Origin of the sequence: Paenarthrobacter sp. NPDC090520 (assembly GCF_044769205.1) — a bacterium.
Classification (GTDB): Bacteria; Actinomycetota; Actinomycetes; order Actinomycetales; family Micrococcaceae; genus Arthrobacter.
The window spans coordinates 170,229-194,067 of the sequence record NZ_JBIVXM010000001.1 but is presented as its reverse complement, the minus strand read 5'-3'; the positions used below and the strand labels follow the sequence as shown (position 1 = coordinate 194,067).

25 protein-coding genes and 1 riboswitch are annotated in these 23,839 nt (G+C 65.1%); of the genes, 9 read left to right on the top strand and 16 right to left on the bottom strand.

Annotated elements, in window-relative coordinates:
* The first annotated feature begins 43 nt into the window (after positions 1-43).
* The 4 genes from ACIQTZ_RS01035 (at position 44) to ACIQTZ_RS01020 (ending at position 3,540) form a co-directional block, all read left to right on the top strand.
* Complete coding sequence (locus ACIQTZ_RS01035) at positions 44-754, top strand: 3'-5' exonuclease (protein WP_402943688.1); 711 nt, start codon at positions 44-46, stop codon at positions 752-754.
* Positions 755-1,078: 324 nt separating this feature from the next.
* On the top strand, positions 1,079-2,029 hold the full coding sequence (locus ACIQTZ_RS01030; protein ID WP_400330593.1) for a substrate-binding periplasmic protein: 951 nt from the start codon (positions 1,079-1,081) through the stop codon (positions 2,027-2,029).
* Between the two features lie 12 nt (positions 2,030-2,041).
* Positions 2,042-2,806 (top strand): amino acid ABC transporter permease, encoded by a 765-nt coding sequence (locus ACIQTZ_RS01025; RefSeq protein WP_400329565.1) that lies wholly within the window; start codon positions 2,042-2,044, stop codon positions 2,804-2,806.
* Positions 2,803-3,540 carry an amino acid ABC transporter ATP-binding protein gene (locus tag ACIQTZ_RS01020; RefSeq protein ID WP_400329562.1) on the top strand — a complete coding sequence of 246 codons (738 nt, stop codon included), beginning with the start codon at positions 2,803-2,805 and terminating at the stop codon, positions 3,538-3,540. Before ACIQTZ_RS01025 ends, ACIQTZ_RS01020 begins: the two co-directional genes overlap by 4 nt.
* 81 nt (positions 3,541-3,621) lie before the next feature.
* Here the strand turns inward: ACIQTZ_RS01020 and ACIQTZ_RS01015 are convergent, their stop codons facing one another.
* The 10 genes from ACIQTZ_RS01015 to hemE all read right to left on the bottom strand — a co-directional run bounded on the left by ACIQTZ_RS01015 (position 3,622) and on the right by hemE (position 14,885).
* On the bottom strand, positions 3,622-4,692 hold the full coding sequence (locus ACIQTZ_RS01015) for a glycoside hydrolase family 3 N-terminal domain-containing protein (RefSeq protein WP_402976738.1): 1,071 nt from the start codon (positions 4,690-4,692) through the stop codon (positions 3,622-3,624).
* Between the two features lie 320 nt (positions 4,693-5,012).
* Positions 5,013-6,332 (bottom strand): glutamate-1-semialdehyde 2,1-aminomutase, encoded by a 1,320-nt coding sequence (gene hemL, locus ACIQTZ_RS01010; protein WP_400329556.1) that lies wholly within the window; start codon positions 6,330-6,332, stop codon positions 5,013-5,015.
* A gap of 53 nt (positions 6,333-6,385) precedes the next feature.
* Positions 6,386-7,477 (bottom strand): LLM class flavin-dependent oxidoreductase, encoded by a 1,092-nt coding sequence (locus ACIQTZ_RS01005; RefSeq protein WP_402943696.1) that lies wholly within the window; start codon positions 7,475-7,477, stop codon positions 6,386-6,388.
* Positions 7,477-8,457, bottom strand: coding sequence for a porphobilinogen synthase (gene hemB / locus ACIQTZ_RS01000; protein WP_400329550.1), 981 nt, complete (start codon positions 8,455-8,457; stop codon positions 7,477-7,479). Before hemB ends, ACIQTZ_RS01005 begins: the two co-directional genes overlap by 1 nt.
* Positions 8,454-9,332 carry a uroporphyrinogen-III synthase gene (locus ACIQTZ_RS00995; protein WP_402976736.1) on the bottom strand — a complete coding sequence of 293 codons (879 nt, stop codon included), beginning with the start codon at positions 9,330-9,332 and terminating at the stop codon, positions 8,454-8,456. Before ACIQTZ_RS00995 ends, hemB begins: the two co-directional genes overlap by 4 nt.
* Positions 9,319-10,317 carry a hydroxymethylbilane synthase gene (hemC, locus tag ACIQTZ_RS00990; RefSeq protein ID WP_402976733.1) on the bottom strand — a complete coding sequence of 333 codons (999 nt, stop codon included), beginning with the start codon at positions 10,315-10,317 and terminating at the stop codon, positions 9,319-9,321. Before hemC ends, ACIQTZ_RS00995 begins: the two co-directional genes overlap by 14 nt.
* On the bottom strand, positions 10,314-11,537 hold the full coding sequence (locus ACIQTZ_RS00985; RefSeq protein WP_400329541.1) for a ferrochelatase: 1,224 nt from the start codon (positions 11,535-11,537) through the stop codon (positions 10,314-10,316). Before ACIQTZ_RS00985 ends, hemC begins: the two co-directional genes overlap by 4 nt.
* Positions 11,534-12,235 (bottom strand): hydrogen peroxide-dependent heme synthase, encoded by a 702-nt coding sequence (gene hemQ, locus ACIQTZ_RS00980; protein WP_402976731.1) that lies wholly within the window; start codon positions 12,233-12,235, stop codon positions 11,534-11,536. Before hemQ ends, ACIQTZ_RS00985 begins: the two co-directional genes overlap by 4 nt.
* A 73-nt stretch (positions 12,236-12,308) precedes the next feature.
* Positions 12,309-13,763 carry a protoporphyrinogen oxidase gene (hemG, locus tag ACIQTZ_RS00975; RefSeq protein WP_402976728.1) on the bottom strand — a complete coding sequence of 485 codons (1,455 nt, stop codon included), beginning with the start codon at positions 13,761-13,763 and terminating at the stop codon, positions 12,309-12,311.
* A gap of 6 nt (positions 13,764-13,769) precedes the next feature.
* The gene (gene hemE / locus ACIQTZ_RS00970) at positions 13,770-14,885 is read right to left on the bottom strand and encodes a uroporphyrinogen decarboxylase (RefSeq protein ID WP_402976726.1); all 1,116 of its coding nucleotides are present in this window, start codon (positions 14,883-14,885) and stop codon (positions 13,770-13,772) included.
* A 158-nt stretch (positions 14,886-15,043) separates the two neighbouring features.
* On the opposite strand from hemE, the gene ACIQTZ_RS00965 reads away from it, so the two are divergent.
* Positions 15,044-16,366, top strand: coding sequence for a glutamyl-tRNA reductase (locus ACIQTZ_RS00965; RefSeq protein WP_402976724.1), 1,323 nt, complete (start codon positions 15,044-15,046; stop codon positions 16,364-16,366).
* Between the two features lie 31 nt (positions 16,367-16,397).
* Here ACIQTZ_RS00965 and ACIQTZ_RS00960 read toward each other — a convergent pair whose 3' ends face one another.
* On the bottom strand, positions 16,398-17,384 hold the full coding sequence (locus ACIQTZ_RS00960; protein WP_402976721.1) for an SDR family NAD(P)-dependent oxidoreductase: 987 nt from the start codon (positions 17,382-17,384) through the stop codon (positions 16,398-16,400).
* Between the two features lie 38 nt (positions 17,385-17,422).
* Complete coding sequence (gene moeB, locus ACIQTZ_RS00955; protein WP_402976719.1) at positions 17,423-18,622, bottom strand: molybdopterin-synthase adenylyltransferase MoeB; 1,200 nt, start codon at positions 18,620-18,622, stop codon at positions 17,423-17,425.
* A gap of 84 nt (positions 18,623-18,706) precedes the next feature.
* Between moeB and ACIQTZ_RS00950 the strand changes: the two genes are divergently transcribed.
* Genes ACIQTZ_RS00950 through ACIQTZ_RS00940 form a run of 3 tightly spaced genes read left to right on the top strand, consistent with a single transcriptional unit; the run spans position 18,707 to position 19,976 of the window.
* Positions 18,707-19,363, top strand: coding sequence for a TetR/AcrR family transcriptional regulator (locus ACIQTZ_RS00950; protein WP_402976716.1), 657 nt, complete (start codon positions 18,707-18,709; stop codon positions 19,361-19,363).
* 50 nt (positions 19,364-19,413) lie between these two features.
* A complete protein-coding gene (locus ACIQTZ_RS00945; protein ID WP_397322213.1) occupies positions 19,414-19,638 on the top strand; it encodes a DUF3107 domain-containing protein in 225 nt (74 codons plus the stop codon).
* Between the two features lie 35 nt (positions 19,639-19,673).
* Positions 19,674-19,976, top strand: a complete 303-nt coding sequence (locus tag ACIQTZ_RS00940) for a hypothetical protein (RefSeq protein WP_400269738.1) — start codon at positions 19,674-19,676, stop codon at positions 19,974-19,976.
* A gap of 90 nt (positions 19,977-20,066) precedes the next feature.
* On the opposite strand, the gene ACIQTZ_RS00935 is transcribed toward ACIQTZ_RS00940, so the two are convergent.
* The 3 genes from ACIQTZ_RS00935 to thiO form a co-directional block, all read right to left on the bottom strand.
* Positions 20,067-20,864, bottom strand: coding sequence for a thiazole synthase (locus tag ACIQTZ_RS00935; RefSeq protein WP_400329517.1), 798 nt, complete (start codon positions 20,862-20,864; stop codon positions 20,067-20,069).
* A gap of 3 nt (positions 20,865-20,867) precedes the next feature.
* A complete protein-coding gene (gene thiS, locus ACIQTZ_RS00930; RefSeq protein WP_400329514.1) occupies positions 20,868-21,104 on the bottom strand; it encodes a sulfur carrier protein ThiS in 237 nt (78 codons plus the stop codon).
* Positions 21,101-22,360 carry a glycine oxidase ThiO gene (gene thiO, locus ACIQTZ_RS00925; RefSeq protein ID WP_402976713.1) on the bottom strand — a complete coding sequence of 420 codons (1,260 nt, stop codon included), beginning with the start codon at positions 22,358-22,360 and terminating at the stop codon, positions 21,101-21,103. The genes thiS and thiO overlap by 4 nt, the downstream gene beginning before the upstream one ends.
* A riboswitch (TPP riboswitch) is annotated at positions 22,353-22,472 on the bottom strand. It overlaps the preceding gene by 8 nt.
* Before the next feature lie 27 nt (positions 22,473-22,499).
* Here thiO and thiE point away from each other — a divergent pair.
* On the top strand, positions 22,500-23,165 hold the full coding sequence (thiE, locus tag ACIQTZ_RS00920) for a thiamine phosphate synthase (RefSeq protein ID WP_402943720.1): 666 nt from the start codon (positions 22,500-22,502) through the stop codon (positions 23,163-23,165).
* On the opposite strand, the gene ACIQTZ_RS00915 is transcribed toward thiE, so the two are convergent.
* Positions 23,162-23,830, bottom strand: coding sequence for a ferritin-like fold-containing protein (locus ACIQTZ_RS00915; protein ID WP_400329505.1), 669 nt, complete (start codon positions 23,828-23,830; stop codon positions 23,162-23,164). The genes thiE and ACIQTZ_RS00915 overlap by 4 nt on opposite strands.
* Positions 23,831-23,839: the final 9 nt, after the last annotated feature.

Here is a 23,839-nt window from a genome sequence, read left to right as displayed (position 1 = left end):
TGTCGTCCCCAATAGTGTCGGAGCCAGCCGGTAGCTTGAAACCATGAGTTCCTGGAATACCCTCCCCCGTGCAGCATTCGATCTCGAGACCACAGGGAAGAATTCCCGTTCCGCCCGCATTGTCACAGCATCCATCACCGTTGTTGACGAACATGGCGGGCTGGTCAAGGAACACGAATGGTTGGCCGATCCCGGCGTGGAAATCCCGGTGGAGGCCAGCGAAGTGCACGGGATCACCACTGCCAAAGCGCGCGCGGAGGGGCGCCCCGCAGCAGACGTCACCCGGGAAGTCGCCACCGTCCTCCAGGAACTTTTCGACGCCGGCACCCCGGTCATCGCCTTCAACGCCAGCTACGACTTCACGGTCCTCGCGGCGGAGTCGGCACGCCACGGCGTGCCCCAATTGAGCCGCTTCCCGGTGCTGGATCCGTACGTCATGAACAAGCAAGTGGACCGCTTCAGGAAAGGCAAGCGGACGCTGACTGCTCTGTGCGAGGAATATGGCATCGACCTGGACAACGCCCATACCTCTGCCGCGGATGCCCTGGCCACCCTCCGGGTCCTGGATGCCATGGCCGGGAAGTTCCCCAAGTTGCACATGCCTGCGTCGAAGCTGCACCATTTGCAAGTGGACTGGGCTGCGTCGCAAGCAGCGGACTTCCAGCAGTACCTTCGGCGGAGCAAGCCCACTGCGGTCATCGAAGGCGAGTGGCCGGTCCTGCCGCCGGAGGACGCCAGCCGCGGCGGGTTCTAAACCGGAGCCCAGCGGGCAGGTTAAGACTTGCGACGCAAGTCACATGATTTTCGGGAACTCCGGAACACGCAGCGAACCGGCGCCGATTTCCCAGACTGGCCAACAGTGTGAACACACCAGGGCCAACACTGCAATCATCGATGCTTATATTCGGCACAAGTGAATTGGAGCAATCACTTGTTCGATTCACGGCCTCCTAGCGGCGTGGTGACATAATTAAGTTTGGCGGGTTGAAGTCTGCTAGGGCAGCCAACATCCAGACGCTGCCACGTTCCCCGCCCACCGCGTAACGTCTCCGTGACCATCGATGAAAGTGATTTCTTCATGAAATTCAAAGCCCCCAAGTGGCTGGCTGCCGCCCCCGTCGCAGCAGCCCTGGTGATCTCCCTCGCAGCCTGTGGCGGAGGTTCTTCCCAGCCCAGCAGCTCAGCTACGGACGCCCTTGCGGGCAGCGACCAGCAGACGCTGGACAAGTACACCACTGCGGACGTTACCCCGATCGATAAGATCGACAAGTCCAAGCTCGGCCTCATCACCGACGGAACGCTCCGCGTGGGCACTCTCTCCGACGCTCCGCCGAACATCTTCATCGACCCGTCCGGTAAGTTCACCGGCTACGACAACGAGCTCCTGCGCGCCATCGGTGACAAGCTGGGCCTCAAGGTCGAGTTCGCGTCCACCGACTTCTCCGCGCTCCTCTCCCAGGTGGCAAACAAGCAGTTCGACGTCGGATCCTCCTCGATCTCCACCACCGACGCACGCCGTAAGACGGTTGGTTTCACCAACGGCTACGACTTCGGCTACATGGCAGTTGTCACCAAGAACGACGCGAAGGTCACCGGCTTCGCCGACCTCAAGGAAGGCCTTCGCATTGGTGTCGTCCAGGGCACGGTGCAGGATGACTACGTCACCAACACCCTGAAGATCGAGCCGGTCCGCTTCCCGGACTACAACACCGTTTACGGCAACGTGAAGAACGGCCAGATCGACGCCTGGGTTGCTCCCTCGCAGCAGGCCGACGGCCAGGTCAAGGAAGGCGACAACACCAAGATCGCCGAAAAGGTTGTCAATACCCAGAACTTCACCGCCTACGCAGTGAACAAGGACAACAAGGCCCTCATGGACGCGCTTAACGCCGGTTTGGACGCCGTGATCGCCGACGGCACCTGGACCAAGCTGACTGCTGAGTGGTACAAGGACCGTCCGACGGCTGCCGAGCAAACCCCGCAGGGCTGGAAGCCGGGCAGCAAGGCCGTCCAGCTCCCCGCCAAGTAAACCGGACGTTCCATGGATATCCTCAAGCAATTAGCTGACACCTTTTTCAACTGGCAGTTGATGGGCGAAGTCATCCCCAAGATGTTCGCCGTTGGCCTGCCCAACACGATCGTTTTGGCCGTCGTCTCCGGAATCATCGGGACAGCGATCGGGATGCTGCTTGCCCTCATGGGGATTTCCCGGAACGCAGCAGCCCGGTGGGTTGCCCGCATCTACACGGACATTCTCCGCGGGCTCCCGCCGGTACTGACCATCCTGGTGATCGGTTTTGGTTTCGGACCCATCATCCGGCAACTGACGGGCTCCACCAGTCCTTATCCCATGGCCATCGCCGCGTTGTCGCTGATGTCCGGCGCCTACATTGGCGAAATCTTCCGCTCCGGCATCCAGAGCGTGGACAAGGGACAGTTGGAAGCCTCCCGTGCCCTGGGATTCGGCTACGGCGCATCCATGCGCCTGGTGGTGGTCCCACAAGGCATCCGCAGGGTACTCCCGGCCCTGGTCAACCAATTCATCTCCCTGATCAAGGAATCGTCCTTGGTGTTCATGCTGGGCCTGCTGGCCAGCGAGCGGGAAATCTTCCAGATCGGCAAGGACCTGGCAGCCAACAGCGGCAACCTGTCTCCCTACGTGGCCGCAGCCATCTTCTACCTGGCCATGACCATTCCGCTCACGCACCTGGTGAACTGGATTGACGCCCGCCTGCGTTCAGGCCGGCCTGAGAAGAAAGAACCGGACGACGCAGCCGCCGTCGTCGGGAAGGGAGCCCACGCATGAGCGAGTTCACCTCGGGGTCACTGACCGCGAAGAACATCCACCTTTCCTTCGGCAGCAACCACGTCCTGCGGGGAATCGACCTCCACGTCGAAAAGGGCACCACGGCCTCGGTCATTGGACCATCCGGCTCCGGTAAGTCCACGCTGCTGCGGGTGATGAACCGACTGATCGAACCCGATCAGGGAGACATCCTGCTTGACGGGAAGTCCGTGCTGAAGGACAACCCTGACGAGCTGCGCCGCCGCATCGGCATGGTGTTCCAGCAGTTCAACCTTTTCCCGCACAAGACCGTCGCGGAGAACATCACGTTGGCTCTGCGCAAGCTCCGCGGCATGTCCAAGGACCAAGCTCGCGTGGAGGCCTTGAGCCAACTGGACCTTGTGGGTTTGAAGCATAAAGCCGACTCCCGTCCTGCCAACCTTTCAGGTGGGCAACAACAGCGCGTGGCCATAGCCCGTGCACTGGCCATGAAGCCCGAGGTCATGTTCTTCGACGAGGCCACGTCCGCCTTGGACCCGGAGCTCGTGAAGGGCGTCCTGGCACTCATGACGGACCTGGCCCAGGGCGGCATGACCATGGTGGTGGTGACCCACGAAATGGGGTTCTCCCGGAACGTCTCGGATGTGGTGACCTTCATGGATGCCGGCGTTGTCGTTGAGTCTGGTCCACCGGAACAGCTCTTCACTGATCCACGGACGGAACGCCTGCAGGGCTTCCTCTCGGACGTGCTCTAAACGCAGCCGGCGCACACACAGCGAAATCCCCGTCCTCCGCGGCGGTCCCCCACGGACCAGCGGAGGCCGGGGATTTGCCGTTTAAGGCCTGGCCGCGGCCTTGACCTGCAGCACAGCCAGGGCTGCGGCATCCACCTTGGCCCCGAACGCAGGATCCGCCTGAGCCCTGCGGACCACAGCCTCATGCATCGCGGGGATCCGCGCAGGGTCAGCACAGACCATCATGGTCCCACCGGCACCAAAGAAGGCGGTGGCCCGCTCTGCGCTGGTCCATGGTTCCAGCTGCGCGGCACTGCACATGTCATCGGAAAGGATGATTCCTTTGAACCCTGCGTCCGTCCGGAGCATCGTTTCCATCACCACCGGTGAAAACGGCGCAATATTGGCAGGGTCAATGCGGTCGTAGTAGGCGTTGGACAACATGACCCACTGGGCACCGCCACGGATGGCTGCATTGAAGGGCGCCAAGGCGGGGTCCGTACGGGTCGTTTCGGTATCGCGCACGTCCTTGCTGACGTCCGTGTTGGAAACCACCCGGCCCAGTCCAGGATAGTGCTTCACGACGGGGGCCACCCCGGCATCGGCCAAGCCTTGGGCAAAGGCGTTCCCGAGCACCGACACTTGGTCAGGCGTGTAGCCGTACTGGCGCTGGAAGCGGCCGATCGGACCGTTGGATGGTGCAAACTCCGCGCTCTTCACCGTGTCAAGGACAGGTGCCAGGTCCACGTTGACCCCGGCGCTTCGAAGTTCCCTCCCCCACTGGGCCGCGCTGGAACGCAGCTTGTCCGGCCCGAGTCCGGCCTGGGCCACGGCCGACGGTATGGCGGAGAACCCGGGACCGGAGAGAACCTGCACGTTTCCGCCCTCCTGGTCCGTGGCTACGAACAAGGGCAGGTTTCCGGTGGTGGCCGGCGAGACCGTGGCGTTCAAGGAAGCCACCACAGCGGCCGTCGCGGCTGCTCCGGCTTTGCTGCGTCCGCTGAGGTAGACGTTGCCCACGTGGTACTTGGCCAATGCCTCCATGGTCGCAGGCTCGGGACCCGTGGCTTTGGCCGCGACCATGAACAGCTGCCCTACCCGCTGCTCGAGGCTCAGGGAAGAGAGCTGCCGGGTAGCTGCATCCTGGGTTCCCGGAGGCGATACGGCCGACACGGAGGGGGTCGGCTGCGGGGACGGCGCCGTGCCGGACGGTGCAGCGGCTGAACCAGTGGGCGGGGCCGAAGACGTCGATGAGGGACCAGGTGATTCCGATGGAGCGGGACTGCCCCCACTGACGGTGCATCCCGAGGCCAATACCGCGACCACTCCTGCCGCCGCAAGGATAGAGCTGAGCGATGCAATGGTCTTGGTGGTACGCATGGTAAACCGTTGATTCGTTGGGGTTGGGTTTCCCTTACGAGCCTACCCCGCCTACGCAAACGGCGCCTTCGAAAGCTGCTGCCTGCAACTTTCGAAGGCGCCGAAGTCCCAGCCTAGGCTTGGGCGGAGGCAGCAGCCTTGGCTGCAGCCGGAAGCGCGTCAAAAATACGGTTCATCGCAGCATCGTCGTGTGCCGCGGACAGGAACCAGGCCTCAAAGACGGATGGCGGCAGGTACACGCCGGATTCCAGCATGGAGTGGAAGAACGGCGCGTAGCGGAAGACTTCCTGGGCCTGCGCGTCCGCGTAATTGTGGACTCCGTTGGCCGAGGTGCCGAAGGAGACAGAGAACAGGTTTCCTGCCCGCTGGATGGAATGGTCGACTCCGGCGGCGTCCAACGCAGACGAAAGGGCCGCCGAGAGTTCCAGGGAGCGCGCATCAACGTGGGCATAGACCTCGGGTGTTGCGTGGGTCAACGTGGCGACACCGGCTGCCATGGCAACAGGGTTCCCGGACAACGTTCCGGCTTGGTAAACGGGACCCAACGGTGCCAGGTAGTCCATGACATCCGCGCGGCCGCCAAGAGCCGCCGTCGGCATGCCGCCACCAATCACCTTGCCAAAGGTGAGCAGGTCCGGTGCCCAACCCTCCTGGCGACCGGTCAGGCCCCAGTAGCCGGCGTAGCCAGTGCGGAAGCCCGTCAGGACTTCGTCCAGGATCAGGAGGGCCCCGTGTTCCTTGGTAATCCGGGACAGTCCTGCGTTGAAGCCTTCGGCCGGAGTAACGACGCCCATGTTGGCCGGCGCTGCCTCGGTGATCACAGCGGCGATGTGGCTGCCGTGCGCTGCGAATGCCTCCTCAACTGCGGCGAGATCGTTGTAGGGCAGCACCAGGGTCTCCGCGGCGGCCGCGGCCGTGACGCCGGCAGAGCCGGGCAGGGCAAGAGTGGCCACCCCTGAACCGGCGGATGCCAGGAGGCCGTCCAAGTGGCCGTGGTAGCAGCCGGCGAACTTGATGATGAGGTTGCGGCCGGTGAAACCGCGGGCCAGGCGGACGGCCGTCATGGTCGCCTCGGTACCGGTGGAAACCATGCGGAGACGCTCGACGGCGGATACCCGTTCCTTGACGAGGGCCGCCAGGTTGGCCTCGTCCGGAGTGGAAGCGCCGAAAGAGAGGCCACGGTCCACGGCCGCGTGCACGGCATCCAGCACAGCCGGGTGCGCATGGCCGAGGAGGGCAGGACCCCACGAGCAGACCAGGTCCACGTATTCCTTGCCATCGGCGTCCGTAAGGTAGGCGCCCTTGGCCGAGACCATGAACTTCGGTGTTCCGCCCACAGAGCCAAAAGCACGGACCGGCGAGTTGACCCCGCCGGGCATCAGCGACTGGGCGCGGTCGAACAGCTGGTCGGACACAGGGGTGTTTGAAGTCATGGTTCCTATTCTTTCAGTGATGATGGAGCTGCCTGCTGGATCGGCGCCAGGCTTCAGCCCGCGTCTGCTTCCGCTTCGTCCAGGAGTTCGGCGACGCGGGGCGCAACTTCCGTCCCGTACAACTCGATGCAGCGCAGCATGGACTGGTGCGGCAGTGTTCCGTTGCTGTACTTGAGGTCGAACCGGTCCACGCCGAGGTTGCTCTTGAGCAAGGCGATCTTCCGGGCCACAGTTTCGGGGGAACCCACGTACAGTGCGCCTTCCGGGCCGCACATGGCGTCGAACTCCCCCCGGTTTCCCGGTCCCCAGCCTCGCTCGGCGCCGATCCGGTTGCGTTGTTCGAGCCAGTGCGGAAACAACTCCTCGCGGGCGGCTTCATCGGTGTCGGCGATGAAACCAGGCGAATGCGTCGCGATCTGCCGCATGGGGTGGCCGTATCGGGCCATGGCGTCCCGGTAGAGGTTCACCAGTGGCGCGAATCGCCGCGGCTCTCCGCCAATGATGGCAAAGATGATCGGGTAGCCGTATTCGGCGCACCGCACCACGGATTCGGGAGTCCCGCCCACCCCGATCCAGGCCGGCAACAGATGGTGCTGCAGGCGGGGATAAACCTGGAGTCCATTGACGTTGGGCCGGGTGCGACCTTCCCAGTGCACGGGCTTCTGCGCGCGGACTTTGTGGAACAAGTCCAGCTTTTCCTCGAACAGGACCTCGTAATCGGCCAGATCGAGCCCGAACAGGGGGAACGATTCGACGAACGATCCCCTGCCGAGCATCACTTCGGCGCGTCCGTTGGAAAGGGCATCAACCGTGGCAAAGCGCTGGAACACCCGGATGGGATCGTCGGAGCTCAGGACCGTCACGGCGGTTCCCAGCCGGATCCTCGACGTCACCGCGGCGGCCGCCGCCAGGAAGACTTCAGGTGCTGACACCGCGAAATCGCGGCGGTGGTGCTCTCCCACGCCAAACGCATGGATTCCGACGGCGTCCGCCAGCTTGGCTTCTTCCAGAAGCTCGCGCAGCACCTGGGCGTGTTCCTTGGGATTTCCCTCGGCATCAAGCCCAGCGTCGCCAAAAGTGTTCAGGCCCAGGAGGATGCGTCCAGCACCCACCGGCGCCGTGGGATCGGACGGTGTGAGGGTCATCAGGACTCCTTCAGCCAGCCTGCCAGTTCGGAGGCCCAGTAGGTCAGCACGGTATCGGCACCGGCCCGCTTGATGCCGAGCACGGATTCCGTGATGGCCCCACGCCGGTCGATCCAGCCGTTCGCGGCGGCCGCTTCGATCATGGCGTACTCGCCGGAGATTTGGTAGGCCGAGACAGGCACCGGGCTCATGGCCGCTACGTCGGCAAGGATGTCGAGGTAGCTCATGGCAGGCTTCACCATGACCATGTCGGCTCCTTCTTCGAGATCCAACTCCACTTCGAGAATCGCTTCGCGTCGGTTCGCGGCGTCCATCTGGTAGGTGCGGCGGTCGCCCTTAAGCTGGGAGTCGACGGCTTCCCGGAAGGGGCCGTAGAAGGCGGACGCGTACTTGGCGGCGTAGGCCAGGATGGCAGTGTTCTTGTGGCCGGATTCCTCGAGCGCCTGGCGGATCACGGCGATCTGGCCGTCCATCATTCCGGAAGGGCCCAGCACGTGTGCGCCGGCCTCCGCCTGCGCAACGGCCATCTGTCCGTAAATCTCCAACGTGGCATCGTTGTCCACGTAACCGTTGGCGTCCAGGACTCCGCAGTGGCCGTGATCGGTGAACTCGTCCAGGCACACATCGCCCATGATCACCAAAGCATCGCCCACCTCGGCTTTGACGTCCCGGATGGCCTTGTTCAGCACGCCTTCGGGATCCAGCGAAGCAGTTCCCCTGGCATCGCGCACGGCTGGGACTCCGAACAGCATGATGCCGCCAACGCCCAATTCCACGGCCTCTGCTGCCGCCCGCTTGAGGGTGTCGGTGGTGTGCTGGACGACCCCGGGCATCGAGGTGATGGGGCTGGGCTCTGTCAGGCCCTCCCGGATGAAGGCGGGCAGGATGAGGTCTGCAGGCGCCAGACGGTTCTCGGCGGTGAGGCGTCGCATGGCGGGGGTGGTGCGCAAGCGGCGGGGGCGGTGGTTTGGAAAACTCATTGGGGGTTCCCTTCGTTGGCGAAGATGGTTTCCAGGGCGGTCGCAATGCCCGCCGGCGTGGGTTCGTTGGCGGTTGCTGCCACCGGCAGGCCAACCCGGGCGGCCTCGGCGGCGGTGGGGCGGCCGATCGCAACCAGGCGGCAGGCCCCAAGCGGCAGCAGGGCTTGGGCGATCCGGCGCACCGCGCTCGGGGAGGCAACGACGATCGCGTCCAGTGCCCCGGCGCCGAGCCGCGCCTTCACGGCTTCAGCCGTCAGTTGCGGCGGCAGACCGTCACCGGAAAGTCCGACGGCGGCAGGCAGTTCCGCTGTCAGCCGCCGCGAATCATGGGCCGGGTACTCGACCGTGTGATAGGCAGTAACTGCGTCAACGGAGGCACCCTTCATTGCCAGTCCCTCCCGCAGGCGTGGCGAGGCGATATCCGCTTGGGGCAGGAAGATCCGCGCATTTGGCGAGTCCCACACCTCGAGAAGGCCTTCGGCGGACTGTTCTCCGGTGGGGCAAAGGTCAACGGGAAGCCCAGCGGCTTCGAGTGCCCGCCGTGATGACAAACCAACGGTGGCCACTTTCGTGCCGGCAGGCACCAGTTGCGAAGCCGTGGTGCCGCGCTCGGCTGCCTTCCCGATCAGGACACGCAGCGTGGTGGTACTGCTGACCACCAGCCACTCGTAGCCGCCGGCGGCGAGCGTGTCCAAGGCAGAATCCAAGGAGGCCTGGTCGGTGGCCTGCTCAAAGTCGATCAGGGGAAGGACCAACGGTATGGCCCCTTTGCTCCTCAGCAGGGCAGCAAGCGTGCGGGCACGGTCGGCGCTCCTGGTGATCAGGACACGCCGACCCCGCAAGCCCGCGGCAGCCATGGGTTCAGGAGGCAGCAAGGTCCGCAATTTCAGCGGCACCGGCCGCGAGCAGTTGTTCGGCAACCTCGATGCCCAGCAACGTGGCGCCTACCTCGGTCAGGCCATCGGTGGCCTTCTTTTCGCGCACAGTACGGGTCCCGTCCACGGCGCAGACCACGGCTTCCAAGTGCAACATGCTGCCCTTGCGGTACGCATAGGCACCCACGGGGGCGGCACATCCGGCCTCGAGCCTGGCCAGTACGGCACGTTCGGCCGTGACCGCAAGCCGGGTGTCGTCGTCGTTCAACGCCGCCAGGGCCTGGGCCAGCACCACATTGCCACCGTCCACGGAGGCGTCACGCTGTGGCGCGTCGGGCGTGCGGCACTCAATGGCAAGGGCACCCTGGCCTGGGGCAGGCAGCATCACGGAGGTATCGAAGAATTCGGACACCGTATCCAGCCGCCCCATGCGTTCGAGTCCGGCGGCGGCGAGGACTACTGCGTCAAGGTCGTTCGATTTGCCCTCCACCACCTCGTCCACGGCATTGCCGGGCAGCCCGGGTACCCGGTTGAGGCGGGTGTCCACGTTTCCGCGGATATCCAGCACCTCGATGTCCGGACGGGCGGCACGAAGCTGCGCTGCGCGCCGCGGCGATCCAGTGCCCACTTTGGCGCCACCGGGAAGTTCCGCCAGCGTCAATCCGTCCCGGGCGCACAGGACGTCCCGCACATCCACGCGCGGCGGCGTAGCGGCGATGCTCAATCCAACGGCTGCCCCGGTGGGGAGGTCCTTGAGGGAATGCACGGCTACGTCGCAGCTCTCAATGAGCAAGGCATCGCGCAACGCGGCAACGAAGACCCCGGTGCCACCCATCTGGGACAGCGATCCGGTCCTGACGTCGCCTTCGGTCCGGATGTGGACCAGCTCCACGGGGAAGCCCCCGACGGCGGCCAGCTGGTCCGCCGTCTGCTGGGTCTGCGTCAGGGCCAGCTTGCTGGCTCTGGTGCCGATGCGAACAGTCACTTGCTGGCCTCCGGGGCGGGGTAGGCCTCATGTCCGATCCCAATGCTGGAGCCGACCTCGGCGATGACCGGCTTGGCCCCGCGGAAGTTTTCGCAGCAGTTGGGACGGCACACGTCGTACCAGGGTCCGAGATCCGTCACGTGCGGTCGGTCGGCGATGTTGTTCTCAAGGGTGCGTTCGCAGATCAGGTCCACGAGTCCTGACACAAAGGCTGCGTGCGTTCCCGGTGTGGGAACGCGGGTGGCTTCGATGCCCAGGTTCTTGCAGGTTTCCAAGGCTTCCGTGTCCAGGTCCCACGCAACTTCCATGTGGTCGCTGACAAAACCAAGGGGAACAATGACCACGCCGCGAACACCCTCGGGCGCGATTTCCTCAAGGTGGTCATTGATGTCCGGTTCGAGCCAAGGGATGTGGGGTGCACCCGAACGCGACTGGTAAACGAGGTCCCAAGCGACGTTCGGAGCCACGGTGTCCATGATGGCCTTGGCGTTGGCCAGGTGCTGGGCGGCATAGGCGGAACCTTCCGCGAAGTCGCGGGGCTCGTCCTCGGAGCGGCCTGCGGCCTCCGCGTCCCTGGTAGGAATGGAGTGCGTGGCGAACAGGACACGGATGCCGGAGTCGGGATCGGCAACGCCTGCAGCGGAAAGCTTGGCACGGATCTCCTCGAGGCCGGCGGCCGTCCCCTCCAGGAATGGCTGCACCACTCCGGGGTGGTCGAAGTACTGGCGGATCTTGTCCACTTCCAGTTTTCCGTCCAGGCCTGTTTCCGTCAGGGCGATGCCGATATCTTCGCGGTACTGGCGGCAGCTGGAGTAACAGGAGTAGATGCTGGTAGTGAGCATCAGGATCCGGCGGTGGCCGGCGTCGTAGGCGTCCTGCAAAACCGGCGCGATGTACGGGTCCCAGTTCCGGTTGCCCCACAGAACCGGCAGCTCGATGCCGCGCTTGGCGAGTTCGGCTTCAATGGCTGCCTTCAACTCGCGGTTCTGCTGGTTGATGGGGCTGATGCCGCCGAAGGCCCGGTAGTGGTGCGACACCTCTTCCAGGCGCTCGTCGGGGATGCCGCGCCCGCGGGTGACGTTGCGCAGGAAGGGAATGACGTCTTCCTGGCCTTCGGGCCCACCGAAGGATGCGAGCAGGACGGCGTCGTAGTGCTTCGCTTCCTGGCGGCCGCGTTCGGTGACCTGGTTCAGTTCGGTGGAGACGGACAGCCCGCTCATGCGAGGACCTCGGCGATCTCGGCAGCCGTGACGCGGCGGCCGGTGTAGAAGGGAATCTCTTCGCGCACGTGGTTACGGGCGTCGGTGGCGCGCAGGTGGCGCATCAGGTCCACCAAGTCAACCAGTTCGGGCGCCTCAAGGCCGAGGATCCACTCCCAGTCCCCCAGCGCGAACGAGGACACGGTGTTGGAAATGACCTGCGGGAATTCACGGCCCAGGAGGCCGTGGTCGCGGAGCATCTTGCCCCGCTCTTCGGCGGGCAGGAGGTACCACTCGTAGGAGCGGACGAACGGGTAGACGCAGAGCCAGGTGCTGGGTTCGACGCCACGGGCATAGGCAGGAACGTGGCTCTTGGCGAACTCGGCCTCGCGGTGCACGCCCATTGCCGACCAAACGATCTCGGTACCGGCGAACAGCGTGCTGCGGCGGATGGAACGGACGGCGGCCTGGAGGTCTTCGGGCTTGGCGCCGTGGAGCCACACCATGATGTCCGCATCCGAGCGCATGGCGGAGACGTCGTAGCTGCCCCGCAGGACCACGCCGTTCGCGGCGAGCTTTTCGACCAGTGTGTCGAATTTCTGCGCGGCATCGCCGCTGCGCAGGACGTCGGCTGAGCGCTTGAAGACGGTCCAGAGCGTGAAGAACTGTTCTTCGTTTTCAGAAGTTTTAGTGACAGATTCGGCAGAAGTGTGGCTCATGGTTTCAAGTTTGCCCCGCGCGGGCCGCTAAGTCGAAATGGATTTGTTCTACAAGGCGTAGAAGTGACATAAATCACGTAATAGTGGGATCCTCGGCCCGCGGCGGCGCCACCTGCGCGCGCGTGTCCGCGACCACCGCGGCGAGGCCGTTGCCAGCCAGCCAGCCGCCGACCACCGTCAATCCGTCGACAGAGCCAACCACTTTGCGCACCTGGGCTACGCGCTGTTTATGACCGACGGCGGCAAACGGCAGCGCGCCCGCCCAGCGCACTACATCCCAATCGAGGATGTCCGTCCGGGACACCGGAACCGTGAGAAGTGCTGAGGCATCCTCCAGGGCCGCCGACAACAGGTTCTCGTCATCCAGCGCCGCCTCCGGCGCTCCGGAATCCTCCATCCGGCCGTAAGAGAGACGCACCACGTGGGTTCCAGGGCCGGCCTCCTCAGCCAGCCAGTCCCATTTCGCCGTGGCATGGGTGAGGGCTTTCGCACGGATTCCCGCGGTCTGCGGTGCCACCAGGATTCCCGTGCCCCTGGGCCGCCCATCCAGTTCCGGGAGATCCACCACGAGCGTCACCAGGCTGACCAACGGCCCGGGCCCAGGGCGCAGGGCGGTCAGGCCGGGCAATGAATCCTCCAGCAGCCCGACGGCGGCCGGACCATCGAGGGCGACCACCAGCCGATCGGCGTCGTACGCCTCCCCGCCCGCGGTGACCTGCCAACCGTGGGAGGTTTTTCGGGCGGAGGCCACGCGCTTGTCCGTAAGCAAGTCCACGCCACGGCCCCGGAGGTCCTTGACCAGCGCGGTCACCAACGTGTGCATCCCACCGGTCAGGCCTCCGACGGCGGAACCCGCCTTGGCGGGCACGGAACCGGTCCCACGGGCGGCTTGGCGCTGGCTGGCCACGGCGGCGGCCAACGAACCATGCTTCCGGAGTCCGGCGCGCAGGCCCGGGGCCACCATGTCCACGTCCAGCAGCGCGGGGTCTGCCGAGTGCACGCCACCCACCACCGGCGCTACCAGCCGTTCGAGGACCGTCTTGCCCATGCGGGCACGGACCAACTCCGAAACGCTGGTGACATCGGAAGAAGTTCCCACCGAGGCGGGCATCCACCGGTCAAGGGAGGCACGGAGCGCCCCTGCGAAACCAAGGGAACGCCTGACCTCGGGATCCCACGGATTCGCGGGAATTCCCAGCACACCGGTCTTGGGGAGTTCACGGGCACCCTCGGGCAGTTGCACCCAGGCTCCCCCGGGATGGGGAGCGACTATCCGCGATTCCAGGCCAAGCTCCCGCGCAAGATCCGCCACGGCCGTGGAGCGTGTGGCGAAGGACTCGGCTCCGCTGTCCAACGACAGGCCAGCCACCGTGTGCCCGCCAACGCAGCCACCCCACGACCCAGTAGCTTCAAGAACGGTGACCGCAGTCCCCGCCACGGCGAGTTCCCTCGCGGCCACCAGCCCTGAGATTCCGCCGCCAACGACGACGGCGGACGGGCCCAGGGATTTAGCGTGTCCCCCGCGCATAAGGTGCTACTTGGCCGGGATGGAGTGGATGAGTTCCACCACCCGCGTCAGAACGGTGGGGTCGGTTTCGGGCGGAACACCGTGGCCCAGGTTCAGCACATGGCCAGGCGCATGCGAGCCCGCCTCGATGACCTCGCGGACGTGGGCTTCCAGGATCTCCCACGGCGCGGAGAGAAGGGCGGGATCAATGTTGCCCTGCAAGGGAATCGTGCCACCGAGGCGGCGGTTGGCCTCGTCGAGCGGCAGGCGGTAGTCCACGCCAACCACGTCCACGCCAACGTCCCGCATGGCCACCAGGAGTTCCGATGTTCCCGTTCCGAAGTGCACCAGCGGCGCACCCAGTCCCCGGACGTGGTCCAGCGCCCGGGCGGATGCCGGAGCAACGAATTTGGAATAATCGGCCAAGCCCAAGGAGCCGGCCCAGGAATCGAACAGCTGTCCGGCGGAAGCGCCGGCTTCGAGCTGGGCCTGGAGGAACAGGCCCGAGGCGTCGGCGGCCCAATTCGCCAAGGCCTGCCAGGTCTCGGGGTCCGCGTGCATCATGGTCCGCGGGCCGAGGTGGTCGCGGGACGGGCGGCCTTCAACCATGTAGGCGGCAAGGGTGAACGGCGCGCCGGCAAAACCGATCAACGGGGTCTTGCCCAGTTCGGCGACCGTCAGGCGGACGGCTTCGCGGATGGGCTCCAGGGCCTCCCATGTCAGCTCCGGGAGGGCCGCGACGTCCTCAGCGGTCCGGACCGGCTTGTCCAGGACCGGACCCACGCCGGGAACAATGTCCACGCCAACGCCGGCGAGCTTGAGCGGAATCACGATGTCCGAGAAGAAGATGCCGGCGTCCACGTCGTGGCGGCGGACGGGCTGCAGGGTGATCTCGGCGGCGAGTTCCGGTCGCAGGCACGAGTCCAGCATGGCCACGCCTTCGCGGACCTTCAGGTACTCGGGCAGCGATCGGCCGGCTTGGCGCATGAACCACACCGGCCTGCGGGACGGCGTGCCGCCGCGGTAGGCGGTGATGAGCGGCGAGTCTGAGGTACGGCCGTCATTCAACGGGTGCCCGGGGCCGAGGTTGCCCGCAGGAGCATTGAGGGCCGTATTGTTGGATGCTGCCGCGCTAGAAGTCATGCCTTCGATTGTGCCGAAAATCCGGGGCAAAAGATAACGACAGGCTGTCATGTCCCAAGCGTTGCGCCCCACAGTGGTGGGAGTCACCCCTGATGGTGTGGATCGCCACGGCGGTACATTGTTCTACCGGGCTACGAAAAAGCTATGATTGGGTTGCTGTGGTTCTTTTCTCATTGGTGGCTACACACGCCGACATCGATCTTGAGACCGTCGCTCAGTTGAGCAACGGTTCATCCGGTCTTGCCTCCGCTGCGCTCACCGGATCCCCCGTTGTGTCCGGCGCCGTAGTCCTGGCTACCTGCAACCGCTACGAGATTTACGGCGAAACCAGCCATGGTGCTGACGTCGAAGCCGCACGCTCGGCCCTCGTCTCGCAGATCAGCGAACTCAGTGGCCTCAACGAGCAACTCGTCTCCCGTTCTTTCAGCACCCACGCCGGCCCTGACGTCACGCGCCACCTGTTCGCAGTGAGCGCGGGCCTTGACTCGGCAGTGGTGGGCGAGCGCGAGATCGCCGGGCAGGTCCGCCGCGCCCTGATCACCGCCCAGCAGGAAGGCACCGCAAGTTCCGGCCTTGTCCGCCTGTTCCAGGCCGCCTCCAAGACCGCCAAGGACGTCGGAGCGCAGACTGCCCTTGGCTCGCGTGGGCTCTCGATCGTCTCCGTGGCCCTCGATCTCGCAACTGATCTCTCCGACACCGACGACTGGACAGCCAAGAAGGTGGTGGTCTTCGGTACCGGAGCCTACGCGGGCGCCACCATGTCCCTGCTTCGCGAACGTGGTTGTACCGACGTTTCGGTCTACTCATCCTCCGGCCGAGCCGAGGGCTTCGTGGCAACCCGGGGTGGAACAGCGCTCGACGCCGACACCCTCCCCGCTGCTGTCGCGGCGGCTGACGTCATGATCGGCTGCAGCGGCTCGGACACCCGCGTGGAGGCCGCCGACCTCGCCAGGGTCCGCGCCTCTTCCGGCAAAACCTTGATCGCCATCGACCTCGCCCTCACCCATGACTTCGATCCCGCTGTGGGTGAACTCGACGGCGTGGAACTCCTGACGCTTGAATCGGTCCGTCTCGCAGCACCCCAGGAACAGGCCGAATCCCTGACCCAGGCAAGTGCGATTGTCAGCGGAGCGGCCAAGGCTTTCGAAGCCGAACGTGAATCGCGTTCCATCGATTCGGCCATTGTCGCCCTCCGCCGCCACACCATGAACGTGCTCGACTCCGAGATGGAGAAAGTCCGTGCCCGGCACGGTTGCACAGCCGCAGCCGAGGAGGTGGAGTTCGCCCTCCGTCGGATGGTCAAGCAACTGCTGCACGTTCCCACGGTCCGCGCCCGCGAATTGGCAGCCAACGGCCAGCAGGATAATTACGTGGCCGCACTGGAGGCCCTGTACGGCATCCAGGTGGAGCAGCCGCAGGCCGCCCCGGCCGCGGCCGAGTGCCCCGTGGATCACCAGCAACTGCGCTCCGAAAGCGCCTGAACAAAGTCCGCCGCACCCGGGTTCTCCGGAATCAGGCGAAGGCGTTGACTCCGGTCAACCCGGCCGACCTCTCCCACAGCTTCCGCGCAGCTTCCCGGTCAACGGCATGCGCGTCAACACCTTGGTACCGGGCCAGCGGCGAGTGGTGGTCGGTGGGCTCGGCCACATCGCAGTCCTCGCAGTACACGCCACCCTTCCCAGCCAGCAAGGGTGAGGTGGCTGCCCACACCGAGGTGGCGGCGCCTTGTTCCGGGGTCTTGAATCCCTCGCGCAGGTTTCCCTCGGCGTCCATCCAGCCCGCCGCCACCATTTCTTCCCTGGGCAAGTGGCGCTGGAGTTCTGTCATGATCCCGCCCGGATGCACAGCGAACGCGCGCACCCCGAACGCCCGGCCCAGGCGGTCCAGTTCCACGGCAAAGAGGGCGTTCGCGGTCTTCGCCTGGCCATACGCCTTCCATTTGTCATAGCCTCCGGCGAAGTCCATGTCATCGAAGCGGATAGGGGATAGCTTGTGGCCCGTTGAGGACAAGGAGACAACCCGCGCAGATCCTGCTGCCGCCAGAGCCGGCCATAGGAGGTTCACCAGGGTGTAGTGCCCCAAGTGGTTGGTGGCGAACTGCGCCTCCCACCCGGGTCCCACGCGCTGTTCCGGGCTGGCCATGATCGCGGCGTTGTTGATGAGGATGTCGAGAGTGTGGTGATCTGCCAGGTAGTGCTTGGCGAAGGCCTTGACGCTCTCTTGGTCAGCAAGGTCCAGAGGGGCAACGGACACGCCATCCAGGCCGGCCTCGGCGAGCACCGACCGGGCGTGTTCCACGCGCCGGGCAGGGACCGTGACCTGTGCGCCGGCCGAAACCAGGGCCCGTACGGTTTCCAGACCGAGTCCCGAGTATCCTCCCGTAACGATGGCGGACTTACCCGAGAGGTCGATCCCTGAAATCACCTCTGCCGCGGTGGAGTAGTGGCCGAAAGCCGAGCCGAGGTGGTGTTGCTGCGTCTGCGTCGCTTCTTCGCCCATGCTTGAGCTTCCCAGACATGGGAGCGCTCCGGCAATGCTCAGTAGACGGGCTTCTCCGGCTCGACGTCCCGAACCCAGGCGAGGATACCGCCGTCGAGATGGCTGACGCGGTCGTACCCGGCCTTGCGGGCAGCCTCCAGGACTGTTGCGGAGCGTGTTCCTGCCTTGCAGTGGAACACGATGTCCCGGTTCTGCGGCAGGTCCACCCAGGCTTCGCCCGAGAGGATGCGGCCCTGCGGGATCAGTACGGCGCCGTCGATGTTGACGATGCTGTATTCGCCGGACTCCCGGACATCCACCAGGTCGAAGTCCCGTTTACCTACCTCGCGGTCGGCCAGCATCTGCGCCAATTCCGTGGCCGTCACCGTGTGCGCCTGGTCGGCGGGCGCCGGAGGGGTAACACCGCAGAAAGCCTCGTAGTCGGTCAGTTCGGTGATCGGCTCGGCTTCCGGGTCCTTGGACACTTTGATTTCGCGCCAGCTGCCACCCAGGGCGTCAAAGAGCGCCACGCGGCCCAGAAGGGAACGCCCGACGCCGGTGATCAGCTTGACTGCCTCGGTGACCATAAGGGAGCCAACGGCTGCACAGAGCATGCCGAAGACACCGCCTTCGCCGCAGGACGGCACGGAGCCCGCTGGCGGCGCTTCAGGGTACAGGTCGCGGTAGGTAGGGCCGTGCTCGCCCCAAAAGACGCTTACCTGTCCGTCGAACCGGAAAATGGAACCCCAAACATAGGGCTTGCCCAGGATCGCGGCGGCGTCATTAACGAGGTACCTGGTTGCGAAATTGTCCGCGCCATCCAGGATGAGGTCGTATTGCGCAAAGAGGTCCAACGCATTCGAGGAATCAAGGCGGTCATTGTGCAGCACTACCTTGACCAGCGGATTGAGTTCGGCAATGGCGTTGCGCGCCGATTCTATTTTGGGGATGCCAACGTCCTTGACTCCGTGGATCACCTGGCGTTGCAAATTGCTGAGGTCCACCACGTCGTCGTCGATAATTCCCAACGTACCGACGCCCGCTGCGGCCAAATACAGGAGGGCCGGCGAACCGAGCCCACCGGCGCCTATGACAAGAACTTTCGCATTCTTAAGCCTGCGTTGGCCCAGGGCTCCAATTTCCGGAATGATGAGATGCCGGGAGTACCGTTCCACCTCGGCCGGCGACAGTCCGGCGGCAGGTTCAACGAGGGGCGGCAGGACCGCGGGCGCAGTGTGGGCGGCAAGAATTGAGGCCATACCCCAATGTATGCCTGCCGATGCCGCCCGGTCATATTACCCACCGGTACAGTGGTCATAACTGCAAAGGAAAGGCGGCAGACTGTGGCTGACGGCGCACGGGCAAACGATGGGGCAGCAGCAAAGCAGGAACGGACTGGTTCACCGCGCTCAGCAAGGTTGCCGCGGGACGAACGCCGCGCGCAATTGCTCAACGCTGCCCTGGAAGTTTTCGTGTCCAACGGCTTTCACGGTGCCGCCATGGATGAGATCGCTGAGACCGCCCATGTGAGCAAGCCGGTGCTCTACCAGCACTTCCCCTCCAAGCGGGAGCTGTACATGGCGCTCCTGGACAGCCACCTCGCCGCGCTGACCGAACTGATGCTCACCGCCTTGAATTCCACCTCGGACAACAAGGAGCGCGTCAAGGCCGTGATGCGCGCGTACTACAAGTTCATCGCGGACGACGACCAAGCGCACCGGCTGGTCTTTGAATCGGACCTCATTAACGATCCCGATGTGAGTTCCCGACTGGAAACGTTCAACAAGACCTTCGCCGATGCCGTAGCCCATGTCATTGCCGAGGACACCAAGCTACCCCCGCTCGAGGCCCAGCTCCTGGGCCGGGGGCTGGCCGGAATGGCCCAGGTCAGCGCGCGTTACTGGCTTGAAACGGACGGAAATCTGGATCTCGATGTGGCCAGCGATCTGATCTATCGTTTAGCTTGGCGCGGAATCAGTCGATTCCCCAAAGAGTCCTAGGCTACAAATAAAGGACTGACCTAATTCTTGATTGGCTTGGAGGCCTTGCTGTGGAAGTAAAGATCGGCATTCAGAACGTCGGCCGTGAAATTGTGCTCGAATCCGCATTGGACGCTGACGCGGTCGCCAAGCTCGTTGCGGACGCCCTCTCCAAGGGTTCCGAGTTGCGGCTGACGGACGACAAGGGCCGCCAGGTGATCGTTCCCGGCAGCGTCCTGGGCTACGTCGAAATCGGCGCCGAAGAAGTCCGGCGCGTGGGCTTCGGCGCCCTCTGACACTTTGCCCTGACTACTGCCGCTAAGGAGTCCCCATGCTTTCACTCGTCGTTGTTGCGTTTGCGACTGTCGCCACCGGCTTCCTGGTGTGGGCAAATGACAAACGGCACGGCAAGTACGGCATTGCCCTGCCGGCCGGAGTTTCGTTGGGCATCGGCGCACTGGCCTGGGTGGCTTTCATCGCGGCCGGCCTGGGCTACCAGCCTGGGCTGACGTGGATTCCCTATGTGCTGCCCATCGTGCTGGGTACAGCTGCCGCGGCAGGCGCCGTGGTCTACCTGGGCCGTACGCGCACCTCGCGGGATACTACGGCCCTGACCAAGGCCCTGCGCCTCTAGGCAGTCCCGGACGTTCCGGTCCCATAAAGTTCCGGTTCCTTAAACTCGTGTGGCCACCGCCGTTGGGCGGTGGCCACACGTGTTTCCACGTCAGAGGAACTCTGCGCGGCCCTCCATGGCAGAGGACGCCAGGGCATGCTCCCGCCGGGGAATCCGTCCGGCCTGACGGGCGAACCGGCCGGACAGGACGGCGTGTTTGAAAGCCTCACCCATCAGGGCCGGGTTCTGGGCCCGGGTCACGGCGGTGGCCAGGAGGACGGCGTCGCACCCCAACTCCATGGCAAGCGCCGCGTCGGAGGCCGTGCCGATGCCCGCGTCCAGGACCACCGGAACAGAAGCGCGGGAGACGATGACCTCAATGTTGTGCGGGTTGAGGATACCCAGGCCTGTTCCGATCGGCGCGCCAAGCGGCATGACGGCGGTGGCACCAAGGTTCTCCAGGCGCAGGGCCAGCACCGGATCGTCGTTGGTGTACGCGAAGACCTTGAAGCCCCGGTTCACCAACTGTTCCGTGGCCTCCACGAGTTCCACCGCGTCGGGAAGGAGCGTGTGTTCGTCCGCGATGACCTCAAGCTTGACCCAGTCGGTCTCCAATGCCTCGCGGGCCAGTTCGGCCGTCAGCACCGCGTCCTTGGCCGTAAAGCAGCCTGCAGTGTTGGGGAGCACCCGGATGTTGTTGTCCACCAGGAGCTGGAAGAGCGACCCTGCCTCCGCTGGAGAGTAGCGCCGCATGGCCACGGTGGTCAGTTCCGTCCCGGATGCCAGGAGTGCGGCTCCGAGGCCTTCAAGGCTGGGAGCGCCTCCCGTTCCCATGATGAGACGGGACGAAAGCTCAACACCGTCAATGACCAACGGGTCAATCCGGGTTTCAGTGCTTGTTGTGGTCATGGTTCAGCCTCCTTGGACTGCGGTAACGAGTTCCAGTTCATCGCCTTCGGCGAGGTCCGTGGCGGCCCATTGGCTGCGCGGCACCACTTCCGAGTTGCGTGCGACGGCGACGCCCAACTTGCCGCCGTCGGCCGCCTGTCCGCGGTGGTCCAGTGCGCGGCCGGTGACGGACGTCACGAGGGTGCTGACGGAGGCGCCGTCCACTACTGCGTGGTCTGCTCCGTTGAGTTTGATGTTCATGCTGATTCCTTGGTGAATGGTCCGGTATGAGCGGAGGTATGGATGGCGGGTGCACTTCCCTGCGGGGCAAAGCGGTCCGGCCTGAAGCGTGACCACCTGGGATCGGCCGGGCCGGTCATCAAACCGCCCACGATGGCCGCAGCCACGGGCGTCAGGAGAACTCCGTGCCGGAAGAAGCCCGTGGCGACAATCAGGCCCTGGACCTCCCCCCCGGCACCGGCCACCCGTCCCAGCAACGGTGCATTGTCCGGAGTTCCCGGCCTGGCGCGGGCTGTCGCTTCGAGGAGTTCCAGTTCTGCGACGGCGGGCACAAGGACCTGGGCATCGCGCAGGAGTTGGTAGACGCCGCCGGCCGAGACGGCGTTGGAACTGGCAGACAATCCGTCTTCGCGTTGGGTGGCCCCGACTACCACGGTCCCGTCCTCCCTGGGAACGATGTAGACGGGCACACCCCGCACCATTCCGCGGATGGTCGACGTGACAAGGGGCTGCAGGGATTCCGGGACACGGAGCCGGAGGATGTCCCCGTAGACCGGCCGCAACGGGAGATGGAGCTGCTCCGGGAGGCCGTTGACGGTTGCAGCGTCCAGGCCATTGGCAAGGACTGTTTCCTTGGCCGAGACCCGCCTGCCGCTGCTGGATTCAACGCCGGCTACGCGTCCTTCGTCCCAGAGCAGGCGGACGGCCGTTTCCCGGAGGTGGAAGCCGGAATCGGTCCCCTCGATCCAACTGGTATCGGCGGGACAGTGGGCAGCCAAACCGGCCAGAAGCCTCGCCGCCAGCTTGCGGGGATCCACTTGATGGTCCGCCGGTATGTGGAACGCGCAGGATACCTGCGGACTCAACAACGGCTCCCGCCCACGGGCATCCCTCAGCAGGAGTGGCTCCACCTGGAGTCCCGCAGCCACCTGGACTGCCCGGAGGTCCGCGAGCGCACGGCGGTCGGCGGCGTCGGCACCCACGGCGATGGTCGCCGTCGTGCGGTATCCGGCGGCTTCCCTCGACCCGGCGAGGCTGTCCACGAAGGCGGGCCAGCGCCGCGACGATTCCAGCATGAGTTCCAGGAGATCTTCCTCCTGGTAATGGAGCTCGCTGACGGGAGCCAGCATGCCGGCAGCGGCAAAGGTTGCTCCACTTGCCGGTGCCGGATCGATGAGGACCACCGAACGGCCCAGGCGTCGCGCCTCATGCGCGATTCCGAGTCCAATGACGCCGCCGCCGATGACGGCGACGTCTGCGTGAATGGCTTGTGCCATGGATTCCCTTCCCTACGCCGGTACTAGCCGGATCAGGTCAAGCGGTCGGCGCTGAAGCCCTCTCAGCCGGACAGTCATAAAGACGATCGTCGCGGCTCCCGCAGTACGTGCCCAGTTTAGAGGAACTACTCTGGTTTGCATGACCCAGCCTGATCTCCTTTCCCCTGCCCGCCTGTATTTGTGCACCGACGCCCGCCGGCGGCAGGACGACTTCGAAGACTTTGTGGACGCCGCGTTCGAGGGCGGAGTGGACATTATCCAGCTCCGCGACAAGACGCTCGAGGCTGCCGAAGAACTGGAACTGCTGGAGGTCCTGAACAAGGTTGCCAGCCGCCACGGACGCCTTTGGGCCGTCAACGACCGCGCCGATGTTGCCCGTATTTCCGGGGCTCCGGTGTTCCACATCGGCCAAAAGGACATCCCTTTGGGGGCGGCCCGGGAGCTGCTCCCGGTCGAGGAAACAATCGGCCTCTCCACCCACTCGCCCGAGCAGGTGGACGCGGCTGTGGCCGCTTCCCAGGGACCTGGTGGCCTGGACTACTTCTGCGTAGGCCCGCTCTGGGCGACACCCACCAAACCGGGCCGCGCTGCTGTGGGGCTGGACTTGGTCACATATGCCGCGGAGGCCGTAAAACAAGCCGGGGTGGACCTGCCCTGGTTCGCCATTGGTGGGGTTGACCTTGGAAATGTGGAGCAAGTAGTTGCCGCCGGTGCCAGCCGCATCGTGGTGGTCCGCGCCATCACCGAGGCGGAGGACCCGACGGCGGCCGCGCGGGCGCTGCTTTCGGCGCTCGACGCGGCCTAGGCCGTCAGCCCAAGCCCCGTCATGCGGCGCCCGTGCCGTTCGGCCAGCTCTGCGGTGAGCTGATGGACTGCGGCACGGGATCCGTGTCCATCGCGCAACAGTGGTCCCAGGTCCGGGTGCTCCAAGCCCACCCGCTGGGCCTGGGTGAGGGCCTCCCCCACAATCCGGCGGCCCCAGAGCGAGAGCCGCGAAGCCAGCCGGGGGTCATCCCGCAGGGCCCGGCGCAGCAGGATCCGCAGGGCTTCGGTAGCTTGATCGGCCGAGCAAACCTGCTGGACGAAATGCTGGATCCCGGAATCGAGGAACCCGGCGACCGTTCGGTAAAAGTCCGCCGATACGGTGTCGATGACATAAGCCTTCGTCACCGACTCGAACCAGTCTCCCGGCGGGGTCCGCTCGTGGAAATGGTCGAACGAACCCTGGAACGGGAGCATGGCGTCCTCAGGGTCGTTCCCCATTTCGGTGAGCCTGCCACTGATCACGGCATAGTTTCCGAAGGCGCCAACAGCGATCTTCGCCAGCATGGCCCGTTCGCGAAGCGTCGGTGCCAACCGGGAGTCGGAGGACAACCGGCCAAAGGCGGACAACTCCCCGTAGGCCATGGCACCCAGCAGCCCGGCGGCGAGCTGTCCCGGGGAGTCGTTGCGGCCTGTGGAGGTGCCCATGTTCCAAGA